Origin of the sequence: Lysobacter spongiicola DSM 21749 (assembly GCF_900167055.1) — a bacterium.
GTDB lineage: Bacteria > Pseudomonadota > Gammaproteobacteria > Xanthomonadales > Xanthomonadaceae > Novilysobacter > Novilysobacter spongiicola.
Genome location: NZ_FUXP01000004.1, coordinates 197,226 through 219,075 on the forward strand (window position 1 = coordinate 197,226; position 21,850 = coordinate 219,075).

The following is a 21,850-nucleotide window of genomic DNA, read 5'->3' on the forward strand; positions in this document are numbered from 1 at the left end:
GGCTTCAGCCGCGATCCCCACCCGCCGCCCGACCAACTCCACGATCGCGGCTGAAGCCGCTCCTACACACACCTACAATTCCTCCCATGAAGATCCTGGTGACCGGCGGTGGTGGCTTTCTCGGGCAGGCCCTGTGCCGCGGCCTGCGCGAACGTGGCCACGAGGTCGCCAGCTTCAACCGCGGCCACTACCCGCAGCTCGATGCGATGGGCGTGACCCAGCATCACGGCGACCTTGCCGATCGCGACGCCGTACTCGCCGCAGCGGAAGGCGTCGACGCGATCTTCCACAACGCGGCGAAGGCGGGTGCCTGGGGCGACTACGAGGGCTACCACCGCGCCAACGTGCTCGGGTCCGGGCATGTGATTGAAGCCTGCCGCGCGCATGGCATCGGCCGGCTGGTATACACCTCCACGCCCAGCGTCACCCACCGGGCCACCCATCCGGTGGAGGGCGGCACCGCCGACAGCGTCCCCTATGGCGAAGACCTGAAGGCGCCCTACGCGAGCACCAAGAAGATCGCCGAGCAGATGGTGCTGGCGGCCAACGGCCCGGCGCTCGCCACCGTCGCCCTTCGCCCGCGGCTGATCTGGGGCCCGGGCGACAACCAGTTGCTGCCGCGGCTGGTCGAGCGCGCACGGGCAGGGCGATTGCGCCTGGTCGGCAGCGGCGACAACCGCGTCGACACCACCTATATCGACAACGCCGCGCAGGCGCACTTCGATGCCTTCGACCATCTGGCGCCGGGGGCCGCGTGCGCCGGCCGCGCCTACTTCATCAGCAATGGCGATCCACGCAGCATGCGCGAGACCGTCAACGCCCTGTTGCAGGCCGCCGATGCGCCGCCGGTCGACGCCACGTTGCCGTTCGGCGTGGCCTACGCCATCGGCGTGGCCTGCGAGGGCCTGTGGACGGTACTGCCTTTGAAGGGCGAGCCGCCAATGACGCGCTTCCTCGCCGAGCAGCTCGCCACCACCCACTGGTACGACATGGGGCCGGCAACGCGGGACTTCGGTTACCGGCCGCGGGTGTCCTTCGAAGAGGGGCTGGCGCGGCTGCGCGAGGCATGGCGACAAAGCGGCGCCGCAGGTCCAGGCTGACGGGACCGGCCGCCCGACACAGCCTCTTCCAGGGCGCCGCCGCTAGAATGCCCGGATGACCGAAGACCAACCCCGACGCTCGCCCCTGGACGCCCTCAAGCCGGCGGCCGGCCGGGCCCTGGAAATCGCCCTCAACCGTGCCCTCGCGCTCGATCCGGACACCCGCCAGGCGCTGCGCGCGCTGGATGGCCGCCGCGTGGCGCTGCACGTGGCCTCGCCGCCGCTTGCGCTGCAGGTAACGGTGGCCGGGGAGCGGCTGGAGGTCGGGCCGGTCGATCCCGCCGACGAACCGCACCTGTCGGTGCGCAGCACCATCGGCGGGCTGGTGTCGCAGCTTCCGTTCCTGCGCAACGACGAAGCGCCGCCGGTAGGGCGTCTGCGGGTGGAAGGCGACGCTGATCTCGCGCGCCGCCTGCAGCGCTTGGCCGAGCGCTTCGATCCCGATTGGCAGAAACCCTTTGCCAGTGTCTTCGGCGATGTCATCGGCGTGCAGGTCGCCAATGCCATCGCCGGCGGATTACGCCATGCCCGTGGCGCGGCGCGCGACTTCGCCGGGGTGGCCGCCGAATACGTGACCGAGGAATCCCGCGACGTGGTGCCGCGCGCGGAAGTGGACGCGTTCAACGACGACGTCGACGGGCTGCGCGACGACGTCGAACGCATGGAAGCGCGGATTTCGCGGCTGCGCTCCCGGGCCGCCACGTGAGGTCGGCCCTGCGGGCCTGGCGTATCGGCCGGGTGCTGTTGCGCCACGGGCTGGACGACCTGCTCGAGGGTACGCCCGCCGCGCGCTGGCTGCGGCTGGCGCGGCCGTTCGTGCCGCGCGCGTCCGCGGAGATCGCGAAGCTGCCGCGCGGTGCGCGCCTGCGGCTGGCGCTGCAGGAACTCGGGCCGATCTTCGTCAAGTTCGGGCAGATCCTGTCCACCCGGCGCGACCTGATCCCGCCGGATGTCGCGGTCGAGCTGTCGCTGCTGCAGGACCGTGTCGCACCCTTCGATGGCGAAGCCGCGCGCGCGATCGTCGAGCAGGCACTGGGCCGCCCCGTCGCCGAGGCCTTCGCCGGTTTCGACACCACGCCGCTGGCTTCGGCCTCGATCGCGCAGGTGCACGCGGCGACCTTGCCACCGGTTGACGGCAAGCCGCCGCGCGAGGTGGTGGTAAAGGTGCTGCGCCCGGGCATCCGCCGCCGCATCGCCGAGGACATCGGCCTGCTGGAGGCGCTGGCCGGCGTGGTCGAGCGGACCCATCCGCGGGCCGACAAGATCCGCCCGCGGGAAGTGGTCGCCGAGATCCGCGACACCCTGGCCGCCGAGCTCGACCTGCAGCGCGAGGGCGCCAACGCCAGCGTGCTCCGACGCTTCTGGAAGGACAGCGACGACCTCTACGTGCCGGAGGTGATCTGGAGCCACACCGCCGAGCGCGCGCTGACCCTGGAGCGTGTCGACGGCATCCCGTCCGACGACATCGAAGCGCTGGACGCCGCCGGCATCGATCGCAAGGCGCTGGCGGCCAAGGGCGTGCGGGTTTTCTACACCCAGGTGTTCCGCGACAACTTCTTCCATGCCGATGCCCATGCCGGCAACATCTGGGTCGACAAGGACCCCGCGCGCAAGGCCAATCCGCGCTTCATCGCGCTGGACTTCGGGATCATGGGCCAGCTCTCGGACGAGGACCAGTTCTACCTCGCCGAGAACTTCATGGCGATCTTCAACCGCGACTACCGCCGCATCGCCGAGCTGCACGTGCAGGCGGGCTGGATGCCGGCCGACACCCGCATCGACGAGCTCGAGGCTGCCGTGCGCTCGGTATGTGAGCCGTACTTCACCCGCCCGCTCAGCGAGATCTCGCTGGCCGAGGTGCTGCTCAAGCTGTTCCGCACCGCGCAGCGCTACCAGCTGACCCTGCAGCCGCAGTTGATCCTGTTGCAGAAGACCCTGCTCAACATCGAAGGCATCGGCCGGCTGCTGGACCCGCGCATCGACATCTGGGCGGTCGCCCGGCCGGTGCTCGAGCGCATCCTGCTCAAGCGCTACAGCCCCGGCCGGCTCATGCGCGAGTTCCGCAAGCGCCTGCCGGAACTGGCCACGCATGCGCCGGAGATGCCGCGTCTCCTGCACGCATGGCTGAGCCAGCAGGTGGAAGGCCGGCATGAACTGCGCATGCGCTCGCAGGACCTGGCCGAGCTCAGCCGCACCGTCGCCGAAGCGCAGCGCCGCACGGTCGCCGCGATCCTCGGCACCGGCCTGCTGATCGTCGCCGCGGTGCTGTACGGGCTCGAAGCCGGCGGCCCGACCTGGGCCTCTGTCCCGGCGTCGTCGTGGATCGCCGGCGTCGGTGGCATCTGGGCCCTGCTGGCCGCCTGGCCGCGGCGGTAGGCGCCGCAATGCATCCCCGGCCTTCTGTAGGAGCGGCTTCAGCCGCGACCATGCAACCGTCCGCCCGCGCCGCATGCCGATCGCGGCTGAAGCCGCTCCTACAAAAGCGGCAGGCAGCGATGGGGACGAGGTGCGAACCGTGACGGTTGACCCGGCGGCACTCGCGCTGGAGGTGCTGCATGCCGACCCATACCTGGCCGTGGTCAACAAGCCGGCCGGGCTGATGGTGCACGACAGCGCGCTGGCGCGTGGCGAGCATGACTTCATTGCCGACCGGCTGCGCATGCAGTTCGACCGCCAGGTATTCCTGGTGCACCGGCTGGACCGCGCCACCAGCGGCTGCCTGCTGTTCGCGTTCGATCGCGAGACCGCTTCCGCGCTGGGCAAGGTGGTGATGTCGCGCGAGGTGGAGAAGGACTACTGGGCGGTCTGCCGCGGGTGGCCGGAAGGCGATTTCACCATCGACCACGATCTCGACGGCGGCCCCGGCAAGCCGCTGAAGAAACCGGCGGTCACCCGGTTCGAGGTGCTCGCGCGCACCGAATGCGACTGGCCCTCGACCGGCTTCCAGACATCACGATATGCGCTGGTCTGCGCGCATCCGGAGACCGGCCGCTTCCGCCAGATCCGCCGCCACCTCAAGCATGCCTCGCACCACCTTATCGGTGACAGCAGCCATGGCGACGGCCGCCACAACCGCGCCTTCCGCATGCTCGGCATCCACCGCATGCTGCTGCACGCGCGGCGCCTGGCCTTCGATCATCCCAATGGCGGCCGGATCGAAGCGGTGGCGCCGGTGGACACCCAGTTCGCCAAGGCGCTGGCGCTGTTCGATGGCTTCGGCGGGACGTCCTAGAATCCCGTCATGGTCGAGGTCGGCAACATCACCATCCCCGAGTCGGAACTGGTCGAGCGCTTCGTGCGTTCGGCGGGGCCGGGCGGGCAGAACGTCAACAAGGTGGCGACCGCGGTCGAGTTGCGCTTCGACATCGCCACCTCGCCCTCGCTGCCCGAGCCGGTGCGCGAGCGCCTGCTGGCGCGGCGCGACCGCAGGGTCACCGGCGAGGGAGTGCTGGTGCTGAGCGCGCAGCGCTTCCGCACCCAGGAGCGCAACCGCCAGGATGCGCGCGAGCGCCTTGCCGCCTTCATCGAAGCCGGCCTGCACGCGCCGCGCAAGCGCGTGCCGACCAAGCCCAGCCGCGGCGCGAAGGAGCGGCGGCTGGCGGGCAAGCGCGAACGCAGTACGATCAAGCAGGGGCGGTCGGGACGCGACTGGGACTGACAGTGCCGGACCGCGACGACGGTACAGGGGAGCCGACGCGAACAATGCAGCAGCCACAGCACAGCGGCGGCGGGGTGGTCCCCGAACTGCCGCCCAACGCGCCGCGGGTGCCGCCCGGCCGGTTCTCCCGATGGGTCGGCAGGACCGTGCTCGGGATCGGCGGCTGGCGCGTGGTCGGGGAGTTCCCGGACATCGCGAAACTGGTGCTCATCGGTGCACCGCACTCCTCCAACTGGGATGGTGTTTGGGGCTTCGCCGCCAAGCTGGCACTGGGACTCGACATCCGCATCCTCGGCAAGGACACCCTGTTCCGGGTGCCGGTGCTCGGCTGGTTGCTGCGCCGGATGGGCGTGATCCCGGTCAACCGGCGCGAGGCGCGCGGGGTCGTGGACCAGGCCACCGGGTTGCTCCGCGGCAGTGACCGGATGTGGTTCGGATTGGCGCCGGAGGGCACCCGCAAGCCGGTCGAGCACTGGAAGACCGGGTTCTGGAAGATCGCCCACGGCGCCGGCGTACCGGTGTTGCCGGTGTACTTCCACTACCCCGACCGGCGCATCGTGGTCAGCCCCGTATTCCAGCTGGGCGAAGACATGGCGAGCGATATCGCCCGCATCCGCACCTGGTACCGATCGGTGGGACGGGGCAAATACCACGACGCCTGAGCCGTGCCGGGGCCGTGTCCCCGGCCGGATTGGCACGACCCTTGCGTACTCCATGTGACGCACGTCGCATTCGGCGACGGGCCGGAGCAATGGATGCGACGCATAGACACCACTCGCCGGGCATGGCACCCGGCTCGCCGGGAAGGCGGCTGAGCCGTGGCACCGGGCACCTGGTTCATGGCGGGGCCGGCCGCGCTGCATGCCGCGGCCGCGCTGCGGCGCGCGCCCGACCTGGTGGTGCCCAACCCCGCCGAGGACTGGCGGCTGGCGCGCATCGACGTGGTGGTGCACGCCAATCGCGACCAGGCCACGATCGTCCATTGCCTGGCCTCCCTCCTGCGCCAGACCAGCCCCCCGCGACGCGTGCTGCTGGTGGACGACGGCGGGGCCGAACGCGACCACGGCAGCCAGCTGGCGCGTGAGTTCGCCCGGGCCAACGGCCTGGAGCTGCGGGTGATCCAGCGCAAATGGTCGATCGGCAAGGCCGCCACCCTGAAGCGGCAGGCCCGTGAGTTCACCGGCGACGTCATGCTGGTGATCGACGCCGACACCGTGCTGCAGTCCCCGCGCTACATCGAGCAGTGCATCTACCGGTTGTACGAGGGCGCCGGCATCGCCAGCGCCTGTGGCCTGCTGGAGCCCTTGAGGCCGGCGGACCGCAAGCGGCAGTCGGGCTGGCCGGCCTTCCGCAACTGGCTGGCCGGTGATGATTTCGTCGATCCGCTGTCCGGCGGGGACTTCCTGCAGAAGGGCTGGCAGGCCTGGGGCGACCTTTGCGGCGCACACGTCGCGCGCCTGCAGCAGGGGCTGCTGGAGCGCGGCGCCATGGTCCGCCACGGCGGGATCCCGGTGCCCTCCGGTGGCGCGATCGCCTGGCGCCGGCGTTACCTGAAGGATCTGTTCGACCGCTACGAGCCAGTGCGCGGCGACAACCTGACGGCGATGGAAGACCACTTCATCGGGCTGGCGCTGGCCACCGAGGGCTACCGCAACATCCGGCTGCGGCACGTGCGTGCACGGGTGCAGTGCCCGGGCCCGGAACGGCTGCCCGTCGCCGCGTGGCGGGAGACCATCGCCCAGCTCCAGGGCGCGCACTACTTCGATGCGCTGTTGCGCACGCCGTTCCGCAACCTGCGCAACCGCTGGCCTGACTGGTGGGCTGCGCGCCGTGGCCAGTTGCCCGAGCGCCACCGATGGGAGGAGCAGCGCAAGGTGCGCGAGGCCTATCGCCAGCCGTTTGGCGAATGGCTCACCCACCGCAGCGGCCGCCCCATCGGCACCACGCTGCTGCTGCTCGCCTTCGAGCGCGTCGCCTGGCCGACACTGCTGGCGGTGCTCGCCATCCTCGGGCAGTGGTGGGCGCTCACGGTGCTGGTGGCGGTGGAAACGGGAATGACCCTGGCCGCGACCGCATGGGTGGCGCCGCAGCATCCGTGGCGGGCGGTGCTCGATGGGCTGCTGTCGACGCCGTTGCGCTACCTCGCCTTGATGACCAGCCTGCCGGCCATGCTCTGGTTCGGCCTGCGGCTGTGGTCGCGCCGCGACTTCCAGTGGCACGCGCAGCGGGCGGCGGAGGGGCCGCCACGGCCAGCGGCCCGGCGCCGCCGGAAGCGACTCTGAGGCTCCCGGCTCACCGTTCCGATGCCGTCGCGTTCGAGCTTGGCCCCTCGCGCGTGAACAGGTCGGGCCGGATCAGCTCGGTGAACGCGCGGGCCTGCGGGCTCAGGTACTTGCCCTTGCGGACCACGACGCCGTAGCTGCGACGCGGGAAATAGCTGGCCAGCGAGCGCGCGGCCAGCCGGGTGCGGTCGGCTTCGCCCAGGCAGATGGCGGTGACGATGCTGATCCCCATGCCCATTGCCACGTACTGCTTGATCACCTCCCAGCCACCCACCTCCAGCGCCACCGTGTACGGCACCCGCGCGCGCTGGAACACCAGGTCCACCAGCCGGTAGGTGGTCAGCCGCTGCGGCGGCAGGATGAGTCCGTAGGGCGACAGGTCCTCCAGCGTCGGCGACCTGCGGCGCGCCAGCGGATGGTCGAGCGGCGTGATCAGCATCGGGTCGAACTGCGCGACGGGGGCGTAGTCCAGGTCGGCCGGCACGTCGAGCATCGAGCCGACGGCGAAATCGACCGCATCCGAGCGCAGCAGCTCCAGCCCGCTCGCACCGGTCACGTTGTGCAGGTTGAGGCGGACCTCGGGATAGGCCGTACGGAATGCCTCCACCACCCGGGGTAGCAGGTAGAGAATGGTGGAGCTGCCGGCGGCGATGTTCAGCTCGCCCGCATCCAGCCCCCGGATACGCTCGCGGAATACCGTGTCGAGGCCGTCCACGCCTTCCACCAGTGGCCGTGCCAGCTCGTACAGCGCCTCGCCCTCCGGCGTCATCACCCAGCGGCGGCCGCTTCTCTCGATCAGGCGCACGCCCATGTCCCGTTCCAGCGCCTGCAACTGCAGGGTGACCGCCGGCTGGCTGAGGAACAGCGCCTCGGCCGCACGCGAGATCGAACCCAGTCGCACCGTCTGGCAGAAGGCACGCAGCGGCTTGAGCCGGTCGCCCTTGTAGGAGAAGCGGGGGCTGGCGGGCCGCCTGGATGGCATCGAAGGCTCCGTAACGAGGAGGTTCAGCAACCCCGGAAGCCCAAGCCACGGGCGTTCCATGAAGGATATTTGAAAAACTTATAGATCGGATTGATAAATCTTGTTTGTCATATACCACACGCCGGCGCATGTTCGGAGCCCACCCCAGCAGGAGCTCAGGCATGTCGGCAGTGATGGCAACCCCGGACGATTCGAACGCGGTGCAGCTCACCGCGCAGGCAGCAGGGCAGGAGCATTTGCTCACGCCAGCCGCGCTGGCCTTCCTCGCCCGGCTGCACGAACGCTTCGAGCCCGTCCGCCAGGCCCGCCTCGCCGAGCGCATCACGCGGCAGGCTCGGATCGATGCCGGGGCCGAGGGCCTGCCGGGCTTCCGGGACGACACCCGCACCATCCGTGAAGGCGACTGGATGGTCGCGCCGCTACCGCAGGCGCTGCTGGACCGCCGCGTGGAGATCACCGGCCCGGTCGACCCGAAGATGGTGATCAACGCGCTGAACTCCGGCGCGAACTGCTTCATGGCCGACTTCGAGGACAGCACCTCGCCGACCTGGCCCAACCTGCTGGCCGGGCAGCAGGCGCTGCGCGACGCCGTCGCCGGCACGCTGGAGTTTACTGGGCCCAGCCCCGACGGCACCGCCCCCGGCAAGCACTACGCATTGAAGCCGTCCGGGCAGCAGGCGGTGCTGCTGGTGCGCCCGCGCGGTTGGCACCTGGACGAAAAGCACGTGCAGGTGGGCGGCGAATCGATGTCGGCGAGCCTGTTCGACGCCGGCCTGTTCGCCTTCCACAACGCCGCCGCACTCGCCGCGAAGGACCGCGGGCCGTACTTCTACCTGCCCAAGCTGGAGTCGATGGAAGAGGCGGCGCTGTGGAACCAGGTGCTCGGTCACATCGAAGGGGCGTTGGGCCTGCCGGGCGGCCAGATCAAGGTCACGGTGCTGATCGAGACCCTGCCGGCGGTGTTCGAGATGGACGAGATCCTGCACGCGCTGCGCGGCCGGATCGCCGGGCTCAACTGCGGCCGCTGGGACTACATCTTCAGCTACCTCAAGACCTTCCGTGCCGACCCGTCCAAGGTGCTGCCCGAGCGCAGCCAGGTCACCATGACCCAGCCGTTCCTGCGGACGTACTCCGAGCTGCTGATCCACACCTGCCACAAGCGCGGTGCCCACGCGATGGGCGGCATGGCCGCGCAGATCCCGATCTCCAGCGATCCGGAGGCCAACGAGGCCGCGCTGGCCAAGGTGCGCGCGGACAAGCTGCGGGAGGTCACCGCCGGGCATGACGGCACCTGGGTCGCGCACCCGGCGTTGATCCCGCTGGCCCGCAAGGTCTTCGACGAGCGCATGCCGACCCCGCACCAACACCACGTGCTGCGCGAGGACATGGCTGCCTTCACCGAGCAGCAACTGCGCGACCAGCTGCTGGCCGTGCCGGTCGGCACCATCACCCGCGCCGGCTTCGACAACAACGTCGAGGTCTGCGTGCGCTACCTGGCCGCGTGGCTGGACGGAAACGGCTGCGTGCCGATCCATTGGTTGATGGAGGATGCCGCCACCGCCGAGATCGCCCGCGCGCAGCTGTGGCAGTGGATGCGCCATGGCCAGGCCGTTGATGGCGATGGTGAGCCGCGCCTGCACCTCGACGACGGCACGCCGATCGACTGGACCCTGCTGGAGCGTTCGCTGATCGGCCTGCCTGCACGCCTGGGCGACCGCGCCGCGTTGCCCGGCGGCAGCCGCATCAACGAAGCCATCGGAATGCTCGACCGCCTCACCCACGCCGACGTGCTGGAGGACTTCCTGACCCTGCCGGCCTACCAGCGGCTCGACTGACCCGCAGCCCGTAGTGCCCTTGTAGGAGCGGCTTCAGCCGCGATCCCGAGCCGGGCGCGACGAACATCCGATCGCGGCTGAAGCCGCTCCTACAAAAGCCCCAACGAAAGAAGCCCCAGCCCCGTCGCCCCACCAGAAGCCCCAGACCCCGCCATCGCCACCCAAGGAGCCACACCATGACCACCCAGCCGACCGCCGACCAGATCCGCCATGAATGGAACACCGACCCGCGCTGGGCCGGCGTCACCCGCCCCTACTCCGCCGAGGAAGTGGTGCGCCTGCGTGGCACCGTGCAGGTCGAGCACAGCCTCGCCCGCCTGGGCGCGACCAAGCTGTGGAACTCCTTGAACAAGGAAGAATTCGTCAACGCGCTGGGTGCGCTGACTGGCAACCAGGCCATGCAGCAGGTCAAGGCCGGGCTGAAGGCGATCTATCTGTCGGGCTGGCAGGTCGCCGCCGATGCCAACCTCGGTGGCCAGATGTACCCGGACCAGTCGCTGTATCCGGCCGATTCGGTGCCGGCGGTGGTCAAGCGCATCAACAACACCCTGCTGCGCGCCGACCAGATCCAGCACGCGGAGGGGCAGGGTGATGTCGACTTCCTGCAGCCGATCGTGGCCGATGCCGAAGCCGGCTTCGGTGGCGTGCTCAATGCGTTCGAGCTGATGAAGGGCATGATCGAGGCAGGCGCCGCGGGCGTGCACTTCGAGGACCAGCTGGCCTCGGCCAAGAAGTGCGGCCACATGGGCGGCAAGGTGCTGGTGCCCACCCGCGAGGCGGTCGAGAAGCTGGTGGCCGCGCGCCTGGCCGCCGACGTCATGGGCGTGCCCACGATCATCGTCGCCCGCACCGACGCCGAGGCCGCCGACCTGCTGACCTCCGACATCGACGACAACGACCGTGAATTCACCACCGGCGAGCGCACCGCCGAGGGCTTCTTCAAGACCCGCAAGGGCATCGACCAGGCCATCAGCCGCGGCCTCGCCTATGCGCCCTACGCGGACCTGGTCTGGTGCGAGACCGGCAAGCCGGACCTCGAGTTCGCCCGCAGGTTCGCCGAGGCCATCCATGCCAAGTACCCGGGCAAGATGCTGGCCTACAACTGCTCGCCGAGCTTCAACTGGAAGAAGAACCTGGACGACGCCACCATCGCCGGCTTCCAGAAGGAACTGGCCAAGCTGGGCTACAAGTTCCAGTTCATCACCTTGGCCGGCTTCCACGCGCTCAACTACGGCATGTTCCACCTGGCCCACGGCTATGCCCGCCGCCAGATGAGCGCCTTCGTGGAGCTGCAGGAGGCGGAATTCGACGCCGCCGACCGCGGATTCACCGCCGTGAAGCACCAGCGCGAGGTAGGCACCGGCTACTTCGATTCGGTCACCCAGGTCATCCAGGGCGGCAACTCCTCGACCGTCGCGCTCAAGGGCTCGACCGAGGAGGAGCAGTTCCACGGAGACCGCGCCGCGGCGGCCTGACAGCCCGGTTGGCCGAGACCTTCCGCGGCCCCCGTTGTTTCGTGGAGTCGGGTGCTATCCTGCCCTCTCCACGGATCCGGGGGTCGTGGGATGAACGTTGATCCCGCAGTGCCCTTGGCCTGCGAACCAGCCAACCAGAATGCGGGCACGGCCTTGCAAGATCCTGAGCAGGGCGCACTGTCGGCCGACGAATACGCACTCTTCGCGTCGGTGGCCCGCGTGCGCCGCGTCTACGCCGGCGAAACGCTGTTCCACCGCGGCGACCTGGGCACCACGATGTACGTGATCGCCAAGGGCGCGATCGAGCTGGATTTCGGCGAGGACCTGATCGCCAAGTCGCTGGGGCCCTGCGAGTTCTTCGGTGAACTCGGCCTGCTGATCGGCGACCACGCCCGCAGCGCCGACGCCCGCGCGATCGACGACGGCGAGCTGCTGGAGCTCCGACACGAGGAGTTCCAGCGCCTGGTGGAGATCGATCCCACCCTGGTGTCGTACTTCCTGCGCCGCGCCATCATGCGCGTGGTGTTCAACGAGCAGAGCCTGATCCGCCGCCTGCGCCGTCGCAACCAGGACCTTCAGTCCGCCCTCGACAGCCTGCGTGCCACCACCCAGCAGCTCAGCCGCACCGAGGCGCTGGTGCGCCGCGACGAGCTCACCGGCCTGTACAACCGCCGCGGGCTGCTGCAACACCTGCGCGAGCGCCACCGCAACGGCGCGACCTCCGGGCTCGGCCTGCTGTTGATCGACTGCGACCAGTTCAAACGCATCAACGACGAACACGGCCACCTGATCGGCGACCGCGTGCTGCAGGGCGTGGCCAACATCCTGCGCTCGGTCGCCGGCACCAACGACATCGCCTGCCGGCTGGGCGGCGATGAGTTCTGCCTGCTGGTGAAGGCGGAGACACGCGAAGAGGTGATGCGCTACGCGGAGTTCGTCATCCACACCTCCCATGGCCTGCTGCAGATGCCGCAGCTGCCGCCGCTGATCTGCCCCATGAGCATCGGCGCCTGCCTGGTCTGCGCCGAAGGCGAGTGGAACGACTGGTACGCCCGCGCCGATACCGCCCTCTACCGCGCCAAGCGACAGGGCGGCAACCGGGTCGAATGGCAGGACAACGCGCCGATCCCGGCCTGACACCCCTATGACAGCCGCCACAGCAGCCATCGTCGCCAGCTCCGCGGAATCCGCCACCGGCGTACCGCAGTTGCGCACCATCCTGCTGACCGACCTGGTCGACTCGACCGGCTGGGTCGAGCGCCTGGGAGATGGCCCTGCTGCCGAGCTTTTCCGCGCCCACGACCGCCTCGTCCTGCAGTTGCAGGAGCGCTGGCGCGGCCGGCTGATCGACCGCTCCGACGGCATGCTGCTGCTGTTCGAGCGCCCCATCGATGGCCTCGGGTTCGCCATCGACTACAACCGCGGCCTGCGTGAGCTGGGTGAGCCACACGGCGCCGAGCTCACCGCGCGCGCCGGCCTCCATGTCGGCGAAGTGCTCACTTGGCGCAACAGCGACGAGGCCGTGCGCGTCGGCGCCAAGCCGCTGGAGATCGAAGGCCTCGCCAAGCCGATGGCCGCCCGCCTGATGACCATGGCGCGGCCCGGCCAGATCCTGCTCTCGGCCGTGGCGGAACCGCTGGCGCACCGCGCCGCCCGCGAACTGGGCGAACGCGGCCAGCACCTGCTGTGGAAATCGCACGGCCGCTGGCGCTTCAAGGGCGTCCCGCAGCCGCAGCAGATATTCGAGGTCGGCGAGCCCGGCATCGCCCCACTGCGCGCACCGCCCAGCAGCCCCAAGGCCTGGCGCGACATCCCGCTCTGGCGCCGGCCGGCGGCACTCGCCGCCGAGGCCGCGGTAGTCGCCGTCATCGCGGTGGGCCTGTGGTTCTTCATGCGCCCGCAACCGGCCATCGCATTCAACGAGCGTGACTGGGTGGTGCTGGCGGACCTGCGGAACCTCACCGGGGACAGCAGGTACGAAGGTACTTTGACGACTGCTCTCCGGATAAGCCTTGAACAGTCGCGCTACGTGAACGTCCTTTCAGAAGCCAGGGCGCGCGACATCATCGCCGCGACGGGGCGTACGCCTGAGGGTGTGGTGATGGATCGGACGCTAGCCTCGGAGGTTGCGATGCGGGGAGGTATCCGGGCAGTACTTCTACCGACCATTTCCGACGCCGGAGGCCCTGTTCGCGTAAGTCTCGAGGTAATCGACCCCCATACTCAGGCAACTGTCTACGCGGAGTCGGCACAAGGGCAGGGAGCGAGTTCGGCCATAAAATCGGTCGCGGTGGTAAGCGAGGCGCTGCGCTCCCGTCTCGGAGAGGAGCTCAGGCAAATCCGTGCGAGTTCGATGCCGCTGGCGCAAGTAACCACGAGCAGCCTGGATGCCCTAAGGGCATACACGTTGGGTCAGGAAGCGTTCGCTCGCCAGCAGCTTGATGCTGCCGAGCAACATTACTCTCAAGCGCTGGAGCTGGATCCCGAGTTTGCGATGGCGGAGATTGGGCTCGGAAGGGTCGCATTCGCGAAAACGGACGTGGGCGCCGCGTTACGGCATATGGACGCGGCGTTGCGGCACTCAGAGCGTCTCTCCGAGCGCGAGCGGCTGTACGTCTCCGCGCAACTGTCGATGCTTAGGTGGGAGAAAGGCTACGTAGCCCAGTGGCGGGCGCTGGCGAAGCTGTACCCCGACTATCACGTCGCGCTTTTTAACGCCGCCCACGGGTTATATCACGCCAACCGATACCCAGAGATGCGCGAGCTTTCGGATCGCGCCTCGGTCAGCGTGGCGGTTACCCGCCCCGCGGCCCTCTACTACCGCGGGCTTGCCGAACTTCCGCTGGGACAGGTGGATGATGCGGTAACCAGTTTTTCGCAGGCATGGGCGGCGGGATTTCCCAACGGCTTTGTCGAACCTGCCATGCCCTCTGCGGTGCGAAGGGACTTCAAGAAGGCGGCGGAGATGCTTAAGGAGGTCGCCGGTCCACCGCAGGTCGCGGTAGAGAAGCGTGTGATCGACATGACGTTTGCAGCAGACGATGGGAAATGGGACCTCGCCGCGGCTAGTGCCGAAGCGATCCGGGATTCCTTTTCTCGACCCGGTGCTCCGTTCGAATGGGCTGCACGCGCCTCTGCGTTGGCGGTGGAGAGGCGACTTCTGGCTGAGCCCGAGGTCAAGGAGCGCGCGCGGGAGCTCATCAACATCGCGTCCAGCGCCCTCGAGAGTTCGCCGGGGCGGGCGAGGGAGTCAGTCGCATCTGCAGCACTTTATGCGGGCTTTGTTGCGGCGGCCGCGGGCGACGCCGAGTTGGCAGAGCGCTCGATCGAATTGGCTGCTCCGGTTGCGGACGCCTCGCCGGCGACCGTGCTCGCCAACCTCACTGCCATTGTCCGCGCACAATCGGACATCCGTGACGGTAACTACTCCGAAGCAATTGAACAGCTCAAGCCCTTCAACGACGACGCCGCCCTGCTGCTCACCCGATTGGTGCGGGCGGAAGCGCTGGATCCCGAAGCGATCGAGGAACACGCAGCCATGACTCAAACAGAGGCATGGAGGGCCCGTGCCTACGGGGAATGGGCGGCTGAGCGCCCACCAGTACTTGAAGCCTTGCGGCCGAAGCAGTCAGTTACAGCTAGCGACAGAAAACGATCCACGCGCTAGTCGCTTCGATCTGCCGACTCAGCAGTTCCGCATTTTCAGCAATGGCCTGCTTCGACGGGAGCTCTACCTTAGAAGGTGCGATCTCGGGATCGATGTCGAACCCGTATTCTCCGAGTGCTGCTACCGGATCTGCTTCCACGCGGGCCCGAAATGCATCATCGGTAGCGAGGCGTTGCAACAACTTGTGAGCGTTGTTTCTGGTTGCCAAGGTGTTCCCCTGTCTGGTTTTCCCCAACCGTGTTTCTACGGTGAAAGTACTGGCTATGCAACTGGTTCACGTCCAGCGTCGGGAGAATAGGGCGATGGATGGAGATCAAGTCGATCATCCGTCGTGTCGACCAAGCCAAGCCCGTTCGCGCCAATAACCATCTCGCATAGAGGGTCTAGGCCCAGAAGGTCCAGTACATCGCCATCGTTCATGGCAGCAGTAAAGAAGACCCCCAGCGATCTTTCAGTGGCGAGCAGGTAGAAGGTTTGGCTGAGGTGGCCGGAGTCCAGGAGCACAGCTTTGTACGCCTTGGGATGACGCCGGTACTTCCAGTGGTGGCGGTCCAATCGGGCCACGTGGAAGACCAGCGTGCTCGCGTTCCCGAAATAGGTTTGGCCCGCAGTAAGTGCCGAAGCCTGCCGCCGCGCTTCTTCAGGGGTCATCGGCCGGATCAGCGCCAGCGAGTTGTCTCGGGACTGATAGTGGTAGAAGCCTGGGGCGACGCCGGCCACGTCAACAACTAGGGGATAGGCATCAATTGGATGCAACGCGCCACCCGAGGGACTCGTGCGCTTGACCGCGACCATTCCTGGAGCAAGCGTTTCCGTTCCTGTTGCGCCGAAAGTCCCGCCGAGCACCCGGCTGAATTCGGCCAGTGGCAACGGAGTGTCCGTCCGCAGGTGTCGCGAAGTCCGTCGTCTGGTCAGCACCTCGCCCAGCGGACCGTCGAGCGGTTGATGTACGAGCTTGAGATGGCTGCTCGCGTCACGGTGGATATGGAAATGGGGCGGGATGACCCCGTACGCTGCCTCCTGCGAGCGCAGGCGTTCCAGCTGCGCTAGATCGCCATGTTCCCGCGCGCCCTCCTCGCCTTCGACCGAACGCCATCGGCTCAACGCTTCCAGTACGGCTGCTTGAGGGTGCCATCCGACAGCGTGGAGCCTGTCCTCTGCTTGCCGTAAGGCCTTGGCGGGAATTTCATTGGAGTCGCTGCACACCAAGCCGCGAGCGGCCATGTCTTCAATGACAGAAACAGGGACAGCATGAGTCGCTGCTACTTCGGTCGCCAGATGCCATCTGTCCGACGTCAATCCGGCGATGACGCGCAATTCGGTGTCCGGGATTCGTATTCGCTGACCGCTGATGGGACAGAGCAAACAAGCGGCAGTATCCGCAGCCAGCTCAGAACGCCCTCGCAGCAAAGCGCCAAGGTCCAGCGCGAGAACATCATCAATCTGGATCAGACATGGGTTTCGACGACGGACGCGCATAGCTCGTGATTATGCGGGTTCTACTGGCTCATGGCAGCCAAGCCCCGATCCATCCGCCGGTAGCCGATCGCTTCGGTGAGGTGTGCCGTCCGGATCTGCGGGCTGTCCGCGAGGTCGGCGATGGTCCGGGCGACCCGCAGGATGCGGTGCATCGAGCGGGCCGACAGCTGCAGTTGTTCAACGGCATGCTCGAGCAGGGCGTGGTCGCTGCTGGCCAAGCGGCAGGTGGCGCCGGTCTCGGCCTGTCCGAGCCGGGCGTTGGGTTTGCCGGCGCGGGTATCCTGGATGGAGCGGGCGCGCAGGACCCGGGCGCGCACGTCTTCGCTGGGCTCGCCTTCCGGTGCGCCGGGCCTTAGCTCCGCCGGCGGCAGCCGTGGCACTTCCACGTGCAGGTCGATGCGGTCCATCAGCGGCCCCGAGACGCGGCCGCGGTAGCGCCGCACCACGTCCGGGCTGCAGTGGCAGCGCCCGCTGGGATCGCCGGCCCAGCCGCAGGGGCAGGGGTTCATGGCCGCCACCAGCTGGAAGCGTGCGGGGAACTCCGCACTGCGGGCGGCGCGGGAGACGGTGACGACACCGGACTCCAGGGGTTCGCGCAGCACCTCCAGCGCGCGCCGCTCCCATTCGGGCAGTTCGTCCAGGAACAGCACGCCGTGGTGGGCGAGTGAGATTTCGCCGGGGCGAGGCTCCGCGCCGCCGCCTACGAGCGCCACCGCACTGGCCGTGTGGTGGGGGGCGCGGAATGGCCGGGTGCGCCACGCGGCCGGGTCGAGACCGCGGCCGCTGATCGAAGCGATGGCGGCGGCTTCCAGCGCTTCTTCTTCGCTGGCCTCGGGCAGCAGGCCAGGCAGGCGTGAGGCCAGCAAGCTCTTGCCGCAGCCCGGGGGACCAATCAACAACAGGTGGTGACCGCCGGCGGCAGCGACTTCCAGCGCGCGCCGGGCGTGCGCCTGTCCACGGACATCGCGCAGGTCCGGGGTCGCGGCGCGGGTCACCGCAGGTGCGACCGCCGCCGGCAGCGTCTTGCTGCGGTGGAGCATGGCGCAGACCTCCAGCAGCGTGCGGGCGGTGTAGGCCTCCACGCGGCTGGCCAGCCCGGCTTCCTCGCCATTGCCAGCGGGGACCACCAGCTTCCGGCCGGCATCGGCCGCGGCGAGGGCGGCCGGCAGGATCCCGTCGACACTGCGCAGCTCCCCGGTCAGGCCGAGCTCACCGACGAACTCGTAGCCCTCCAGCGCCTCCAGCGGTACCTGGCCACTGGCGGCGAGGATGCCCAGTGCGATCGGAAGATCGAAGCGGCCCCCGCCCTTGGGCAGGTCGGCCGGCGCCAGATTGACGGTGATCCTTCGCGCCGGGAACTCCAGCTGGGCGCACTGGATGGCTGCGCGCACGCGATCCTTGGCTTCGCGCACCGCGGTTTCCGGCAGCCCGACGATCGACATCGAGGGCAATCCACCCGCCAGGTGGACCTCCACCCGGACCGCGGGCGCACGCACGCCCGTTCGTGCACGGCTGTGCACGAGTGCAAGATTCACGGGGGGGCTCAGTGACGCGGCAGCGCGTCGTCGCCGGCCAGGGGTTCCGCATCGGACCCCGGAGCCTGGCGCGATGCCGGGGCGGGATCGATCTGTGCTTCCAGGTCCGCCACCAGCTGCTGCAGCTTTTCCAGCTTCTGGCGGGTGCGCAGCAGCACCGCGCGCTGCACTTCGAACTCCTCGCGCGTCACCAGGTCCAGGCGCGCCAGCCCCGACTGCAACACCGACTTGAAGTTCTGCTGCAGCTCGTCGCGACCCTCGCGCAGGCCCGGCGGCACCAGGGTGCTCAGGCGGCGGGCGAGGTCGTCGATGTGGTTCAGGTCGATCATCGGGGTGGCTCCTTCGACAGTAGCGCCAGCTTCCACCGCCCCGCGTCGAGGCGGCGTAGGCGGCAACCGCGTCGCAGTGTCGGAAAAACCCGACACGCACCGTGGGATTCTACCCGTGGCCGCGGGCTTCCGGGCTGCGGCGGCGGCCTGCCGTCGGCTATTCTGGCCGCCTGTAACAGGAGGCAACCCGATGAAGATGGTCATGGCGGTGATCAAGCCGTTCAAGCTCGACGACGTGCGCGAGGCCCTGGCCGAGGCGGGTGTGGCCGGGATCACCGCGACCGAAGTGAAGGGCTTCGGTCGGCAGAAGGGCCATACCGAGCTCTACCGCGGCGCCGAGTACGTGGTCGACTTCCTGCCCAAGATCAAGCTGGAAGTCGCCGTGACCGACGAGCAGGTCGATGCCGTGGTCGAGGCCATCATGAAGGCCGCCGGCACCGGCAAGATCGGCGACGGCAAGATCTTCGTGCAGGACCTGGACCGGGTGGTCCGCATCCGCACCGGCGAGCTGGACGCGGACGCGCTGTAGTTCGCGCTTGTAGCTACTTCGCCAGCGCCTCGGCCACGAACGGCGGCAGCACCTGGGCGGCGGCGTGCATGTCGGCGCTGTAGTAGCGGTTGCCAAGACCGGCCTTTCGGGCATCGTCCGCGCGGAAATCGAAGCCACCGGACTTGCGCGCCAGCGTGCATGACCACCAGCCGGTCGGATAGCACGGCTGCGGGAACGGCAGGGTCTGGAAGGTCGTGAAGCCGGCCTTGCCCATCTCCCCGCGCATTTCCTTGATGAGGTCGAGCAGCACCAGCGGCGATTCCGACTGCTGCACCAGGATGCCGTCGTCCTTCAGCGCGCGGAAGCAGCTCTCGTAGAAGGCCTTGTTGAACAGCCCCTCGGCGGGACCGACCGGGTCGGTGGAGTCGACGATGACGATGTCGACGCTGCCGGGCTCGCAGTTCTTCATGTATGCCACGCCGTCATCGAACAGCAGCTCGGCGCGCGGGTCGCCGTTGGACTCGCACAGCTCCGGGAACCACTTCTCGGCCATGCGGGTGACCTGCTCGTCGATGTCGCACTGCACCGCCTTCTCGACGCCGGCGTGCTTGAGTACCTCGCGCAGGGTGCCGCAGTCGCCACCGCCGATGATCACCACCCGTTTCGGGTCCGCATGGGTAAACAGCGCCGGGTGCGACATCATCTCGTGGTAGAGGAAGTTGTCGCGGCTGGTCAGCATCATCGCGCCGTCGATGAGCATCAGGTTTCCCCAGTCGGTGCTCTCGTAGATCTCGATCTTCTGGAACGGCGACTGCACCTCGTCGAGCTTGCGCGTGATGCGATAGCCGATGGCCGAGCCGGACGGGTCGAAGTTCTCGTAGTGCCACGTCGTCTCAGTGTTCATTCCGGTTCGTCCAGTGTTGGCAGCCACGGCCGGTTCGGCGAGGGCGTGGCAGGTGGGAGGGGGCGCGAATTGTAACCAACCCCCGGGGCAACACGCCGTGAGTCGAGGATGTGCCGTGACGGCCACCTCCCGGCCGGGGCGATAGAATGCGCGTCCCCCACCCCTGGTAGCAGCGCGATGTCCGACTGGTCGATTGATCAGGCCCGCAAGACCTATTCGATCCCACACTGGAGCGAGGGCTATTTCGACGTCGACGCCAAGGGCCGGGTCGTCGCCAGGCCGCGCGGTGGGCAGGGCCCGGAGGTGGCGCTGTCGGAAATCGTCGACGAGGCGCGCGCGAATGGCGCGCAACTGCCATTGCTGGTGCGCTTCCCCGACATCCTCGGCGACCGGCTGGGCAAGCTGCAGGCCGCGTTCGCCGGCGCCATGGAGGATTGGGAATATCCGGGGGGCTACACCGCGGTCTACCCGATCAAGGTGAACCAGCATGCCGGCGTGGCCGGGGTGCTGGCGTCCCACCGCGGCGAGGGCTTCGGGCTGGAAGCCGGCAGCAAGCCCGAGCTGATGGCGGTGATGGCGCTGAGCCGGCCGGGCGGCGTGATCGTCTGCAATGGCTACAAGGACCGGCAGTACATCCGGCTGGCGCTGATCGGCCGCAAGCTGGGGCTGCAGACCTTCATCGTGGTAGAGAAGCCCTCCGAACTGCCGCTGGTGATGGAGGAGGCCAAGGCCCTGGGCGTGAAGCCGGGCCTCGGCGTGCGCATGCGGTTGGCCTCCCTCGGGGCTGGCAAGTGGCAGAACAGTGGCGGCGACAAGGCCAAGTTCGGGCTGTCGCCGCGCCAGGTGCTGGACCTGTGGAAGCAGCTGCGCGATGCCGGCATGGGTGATTGCCTGGAGCTGCTGCACTTCCACATGGGGTCGCAGATCTCCAACGTGCGCGACATCGCCAGCGGCATGCGCGAGGCGGTGCGCTACTTCATCGAGCTGTCGAAGCTCGGCGCCAACGTGCGCTTCATGGACGTCGGCGGCGGGCTGGGCGTGGACTACGAAGGCACCCGCTCGCGGAGCTATTACTCGATCAATTACGGCGTGCGCCAGTACGCCGGCAACATCGTGCAGCCGCTGGCCGAGGCCTGCGCCGAACACGGGCTGGTGCCGCCGCGCATCATCACCGAATGCGGCCGTGCGATGACCGCCCACCACGCGGTGCTGGTCGCCAATGTGTCGGAGGTCGAGCGGGCACCCGAGGGCCGGGTGCCGGACGTGCACGACGACGAGCCCACGGTGATCCGCCACCTGCGCGAGATCCATGCCGAGCTCGATTCGCGCCCGGCGGTGGAGCTGTTCCACGAAGCCGCGCACTTCCACCTGGAAGGCCAGTCCGCCTACGTGCTGGGGCAGATCGACCTGGTCCACCGCGCGCGGCTGGACGACCTGTTCTACCTGATCGCCCACGGCGTGCGCGAGCGCCTGAGCCCCGGCGAGAAGAGCCATCAGGGCGTGCTGGACGAGTTGAACCAGCGGCTGGTCGACAAGTACTTCGTCAACTTCAGCGTGTTCGAATCCATGCCCGATGTCTGGGCGATCCAGCAGGTGTTCCCGATCATGCCGATCGACCGGCTGGGCGAGGCGCCGGACCGGCGTGGCGTCATCGCCGACCTGACCTGCGACTCCGACGGCCGCATCGACACCTACGTGGAGGCAGAGGCGTTGAACACCTCGATGCCGATCCACGGCCTGCGCCCCGGCGAGAGCTACCGGCTGGGCTTCTTCATGGTCGGCGCCTACCAGGAGATCCTGGGCGACATCCACAACCTGTTCGGCGACACCGATGCGGTCGAGGTGCGGGTCGAAGGTGACGGGCACCGCCTGGTCCAGCAGCGCCGTGGCGACACCAACGACGTGATGCTTGATTACGTGGGTTACCGCCTGGAAGACCTGCGCGCCGCCTACCGGGAGAAGCTCGACGCGGCCGGGCTGGCCGCCGAAGAAGCGCAGCGGCTGGGCGATGCGCTGGAATCCGGCCTGACCGCCTATACCTATCTCGACGACACCCCGGCCGATTGACCGGATCCGATGACCGGGCCGCGTCCGCGGATGCGTGCCCCTTGCAT

19 protein-coding genes are annotated in these 21,850 nt (G+C 68.4%); 13 read left to right on the forward strand and 6 right to left on the reverse strand.

Features of this window, described 5'->3' with window-relative positions:
- Positions 1-86: 86 nt before the first annotated feature.
- The 7 genes from oleD to B5D37_RS07715 all read left to right on the forward strand — a co-directional run bounded on the left by oleD (position 87) and on the right by B5D37_RS07715 (position 7,040).
- Positions 87-1,100: a 2-alkyl-3-oxoalkanoate reductase gene (oleD, locus tag B5D37_RS07685; protein WP_078758137.1), complete on the forward strand. Its 1,014-nt coding sequence runs from the start codon at positions 87-89 to the stop codon at positions 1,098-1,100.
- Positions 1,101-1,155: 55 nt separating this feature from the next.
- Entirely contained in the window at positions 1,156-1,806 is a 651-nt protein-coding gene (locus tag B5D37_RS07690) for a ubiquinone biosynthesis accessory factor UbiJ (RefSeq protein ID WP_078758138.1), read from the forward strand.
- Positions 1,803-3,476, forward strand: coding sequence for a ubiquinone biosynthesis regulatory protein kinase UbiB (gene ubiB, locus B5D37_RS07695; protein WP_078758139.1), 1,674 nt, complete (start codon positions 1,803-1,805; stop codon positions 3,474-3,476). The genes B5D37_RS07690 and ubiB overlap by 4 nt, the downstream gene beginning before the upstream one ends.
- Before the next feature lie 139 nt (positions 3,477-3,615).
- Positions 3,616-4,332, forward strand: coding sequence for a pseudouridine synthase (locus B5D37_RS07700; RefSeq protein WP_234987748.1), 717 nt, complete (start codon positions 3,616-3,618; stop codon positions 4,330-4,332).
- 9 nt (positions 4,333-4,341) lie between these two features.
- Complete coding sequence (gene arfB, locus B5D37_RS07705; protein WP_078758141.1) at positions 4,342-4,758, forward strand: alternative ribosome rescue aminoacyl-tRNA hydrolase ArfB; 417 nt, start codon at positions 4,342-4,344, stop codon at positions 4,756-4,758.
- A 44-nt stretch (positions 4,759-4,802) separates the two neighbouring features.
- On the forward strand, positions 4,803-5,420 hold the full coding sequence (locus B5D37_RS07710; protein ID WP_078758142.1) for a lysophospholipid acyltransferase family protein: 618 nt from the start codon (positions 4,803-4,805) through the stop codon (positions 5,418-5,420).
- A 156-nt stretch (positions 5,421-5,576) separates the two neighbouring features.
- Positions 5,577-7,040 carry a glycosyltransferase gene (locus tag B5D37_RS07715; protein ID WP_078758143.1) on the forward strand — a complete coding sequence of 488 codons (1,464 nt, stop codon included), beginning with the start codon at positions 5,577-5,579 and terminating at the stop codon, positions 7,038-7,040.
- A 10-nt stretch (positions 7,041-7,050) separates the two neighbouring features.
- Here the strand turns inward: B5D37_RS07715 and B5D37_RS07720 are convergent, their stop codons facing one another.
- Positions 7,051-8,022, reverse strand: coding sequence for a LysR family transcriptional regulator (locus tag B5D37_RS07720; protein ID WP_078758180.1), 972 nt, complete (start codon positions 8,020-8,022; stop codon positions 7,051-7,053).
- 161 nt (positions 8,023-8,183) lie between these two features.
- Here B5D37_RS07720 and aceB point away from each other — a divergent pair, with 161 nt between their 5' ends.
- The 4 genes from aceB to B5D37_RS07740 all read left to right on the forward strand — a co-directional run bounded on the left by aceB (position 8,184) and on the right by B5D37_RS07740 (position 14,999).
- Complete coding sequence (gene aceB, locus B5D37_RS07725; protein WP_078758144.1) at positions 8,184-9,857, forward strand: malate synthase A; 1,674 nt, start codon at positions 8,184-8,186, stop codon at positions 9,855-9,857.
- A gap of 176 nt (positions 9,858-10,033) precedes the next feature.
- On the forward strand, positions 10,034-11,332 hold the full coding sequence (aceA, locus tag B5D37_RS07730; RefSeq protein ID WP_078758145.1) for an isocitrate lyase: 1,299 nt from the start codon (positions 10,034-10,036) through the stop codon (positions 11,330-11,332).
- A 90-nt stretch (positions 11,333-11,422) separates the two neighbouring features.
- The gene (locus B5D37_RS07735; protein ID WP_078758146.1) at positions 11,423-12,469 is read left to right on the forward strand and encodes a GGDEF domain-containing protein; all 1,047 of its coding nucleotides are present in this window, start codon (positions 11,423-11,425) and stop codon (positions 12,467-12,469) included.
- Positions 12,470-12,476: 7 nt separating this feature from the next.
- The gene (locus tag B5D37_RS07740; RefSeq protein WP_078758147.1) at positions 12,477-14,999 is read left to right on the forward strand and encodes a putative peptide modification system cyclase; all 2,523 of its coding nucleotides are present in this window, start codon (positions 12,477-12,479) and stop codon (positions 14,997-14,999) included.
- Here B5D37_RS07740 and B5D37_RS15255 read toward each other — a convergent pair.
- The 4 genes from B5D37_RS15255 to ubiK form a co-directional block, all read right to left on the reverse strand.
- Positions 14,971-15,138 (reverse strand): hypothetical protein, encoded by a 168-nt coding sequence (locus B5D37_RS15255; protein ID WP_425478040.1) that lies wholly within the window; start codon positions 15,136-15,138, stop codon positions 14,971-14,973. The genes B5D37_RS07740 and B5D37_RS15255 overlap by 29 nt on opposite strands.
- A 122-nt stretch (positions 15,139-15,260) precedes the next feature.
- A complete protein-coding gene (locus B5D37_RS07750; RefSeq protein ID WP_078758149.1) occupies positions 15,261-16,478 on the reverse strand; it encodes a putative peptide maturation dehydrogenase in 1,218 nt (405 codons plus the stop codon).
- Between the two features lie 20 nt (positions 16,479-16,498).
- Positions 16,499-18,013, reverse strand: a complete 1,515-nt coding sequence (locus B5D37_RS07755; protein WP_078758150.1) for a YifB family Mg chelatase-like AAA ATPase — start codon at positions 18,011-18,013, stop codon at positions 16,499-16,501.
- Positions 18,014-18,021: 8 nt separating this feature from the next.
- The gene (ubiK, locus tag B5D37_RS07760; RefSeq protein ID WP_078758151.1) at positions 18,022-18,342 is read right to left on the reverse strand and encodes a ubiquinone biosynthesis accessory factor UbiK; all 321 of its coding nucleotides are present in this window, start codon (positions 18,340-18,342) and stop codon (positions 18,022-18,024) included.
- A gap of 190 nt (positions 18,343-18,532) precedes the next feature.
- Between ubiK and B5D37_RS07765 the strand changes: the two genes are divergently transcribed.
- Entirely contained in the window at positions 18,533-18,871 is a 339-nt protein-coding gene (locus B5D37_RS07765; protein WP_078758152.1) for a P-II family nitrogen regulator, read from the forward strand.
- A gap of 13 nt (positions 18,872-18,884) precedes the next feature.
- Here B5D37_RS07765 and speE read toward each other — a convergent pair whose 3' ends face one another.
- Positions 18,885-19,736 (reverse strand): polyamine aminopropyltransferase, encoded by an 852-nt coding sequence (gene speE, locus B5D37_RS07770; protein WP_078758153.1) that lies wholly within the window; start codon positions 19,734-19,736, stop codon positions 18,885-18,887.
- A gap of 177 nt (positions 19,737-19,913) precedes the next feature.
- Between speE and speA the strand changes: the two genes are divergently transcribed.
- The gene (gene speA, locus B5D37_RS07775; RefSeq protein ID WP_078758154.1) at positions 19,914-21,803 is read left to right on the forward strand and encodes an arginine decarboxylase; all 1,890 of its coding nucleotides are present in this window, start codon (positions 19,914-19,916) and stop codon (positions 21,801-21,803) included.
- Positions 21,804-21,850 lie beyond the last annotated feature (47 nt).

Bases quoted from the DNA above. Each gene is read 5' to 3' on its own strand.
- oleD (WP_078758137.1), top strand. From the start codon at position 87: ATGAAGATCCTGGTGACCGGCGGTGGTGGCTTTCTCGGGCAGGCCCTG.
- B5D37_RS07690 (WP_078758138.1), top strand. From the start codon at position 1,156: ATGACCGAAGACCAACCCCGACGCTCGCCCCTGGACGCCCTCAAGCCG.
- arfB (WP_078758141.1), top strand. From the start codon at position 4,342: ATGGTCGAGGTCGGCAACATCACCATCCCCGAGTCGGAACTGGTCGAG.
- B5D37_RS07710 (WP_078758142.1), top strand. From the start codon at position 4,803: ATGCAGCAGCCACAGCACAGCGGCGGCGGGGTGGTCCCCGAACTGCCG.
- B5D37_RS07720 (WP_078758180.1), bottom strand. From the start codon at position 8,022: ATGCCATCCAGGCGGCCCGCCAGCCCCCGCTTCTCCTACAAGGGCGAC.
- aceB (WP_078758144.1), top strand. From the start codon at position 8,184: ATGTCGGCAGTGATGGCAACCCCGGACGATTCGAACGCGGTGCAGCTC.
- aceA (WP_078758145.1), top strand. From the start codon at position 10,034: ATGACCACCCAGCCGACCGCCGACCAGATCCGCCATGAATGGAACACC.
- B5D37_RS07735 (WP_078758146.1), top strand. From the start codon at position 11,423: ATGAACGTTGATCCCGCAGTGCCCTTGGCCTGCGAACCAGCCAACCAG.
- B5D37_RS07740 (WP_078758147.1), top strand. From the start codon at position 12,477: ATGACAGCCGCCACAGCAGCCATCGTCGCCAGCTCCGCGGAATCCGCC.
- B5D37_RS07750 (WP_078758149.1), bottom strand. From the start codon at position 16,478: ATGCGCGTCCGTCGTCGAAACCCATGTCTGATCCAGATTGATGATGTT.
- ubiK (WP_078758151.1), bottom strand. From the start codon at position 18,342: ATGATCGACCTGAACCACATCGACGACCTCGCCCGCCGCCTGAGCACC.
- B5D37_RS07765 (WP_078758152.1), top strand. From the start codon at position 18,533: ATGAAGATGGTCATGGCGGTGATCAAGCCGTTCAAGCTCGACGACGTG.
- speE (WP_078758153.1), bottom strand. From the start codon at position 19,736: ATGAACACTGAGACGACGTGGCACTACGAGAACTTCGACCCGTCCGGC.
- speA (WP_078758154.1), top strand. From the start codon at position 19,914: ATGTCCGACTGGTCGATTGATCAGGCCCGCAAGACCTATTCGATCCCA.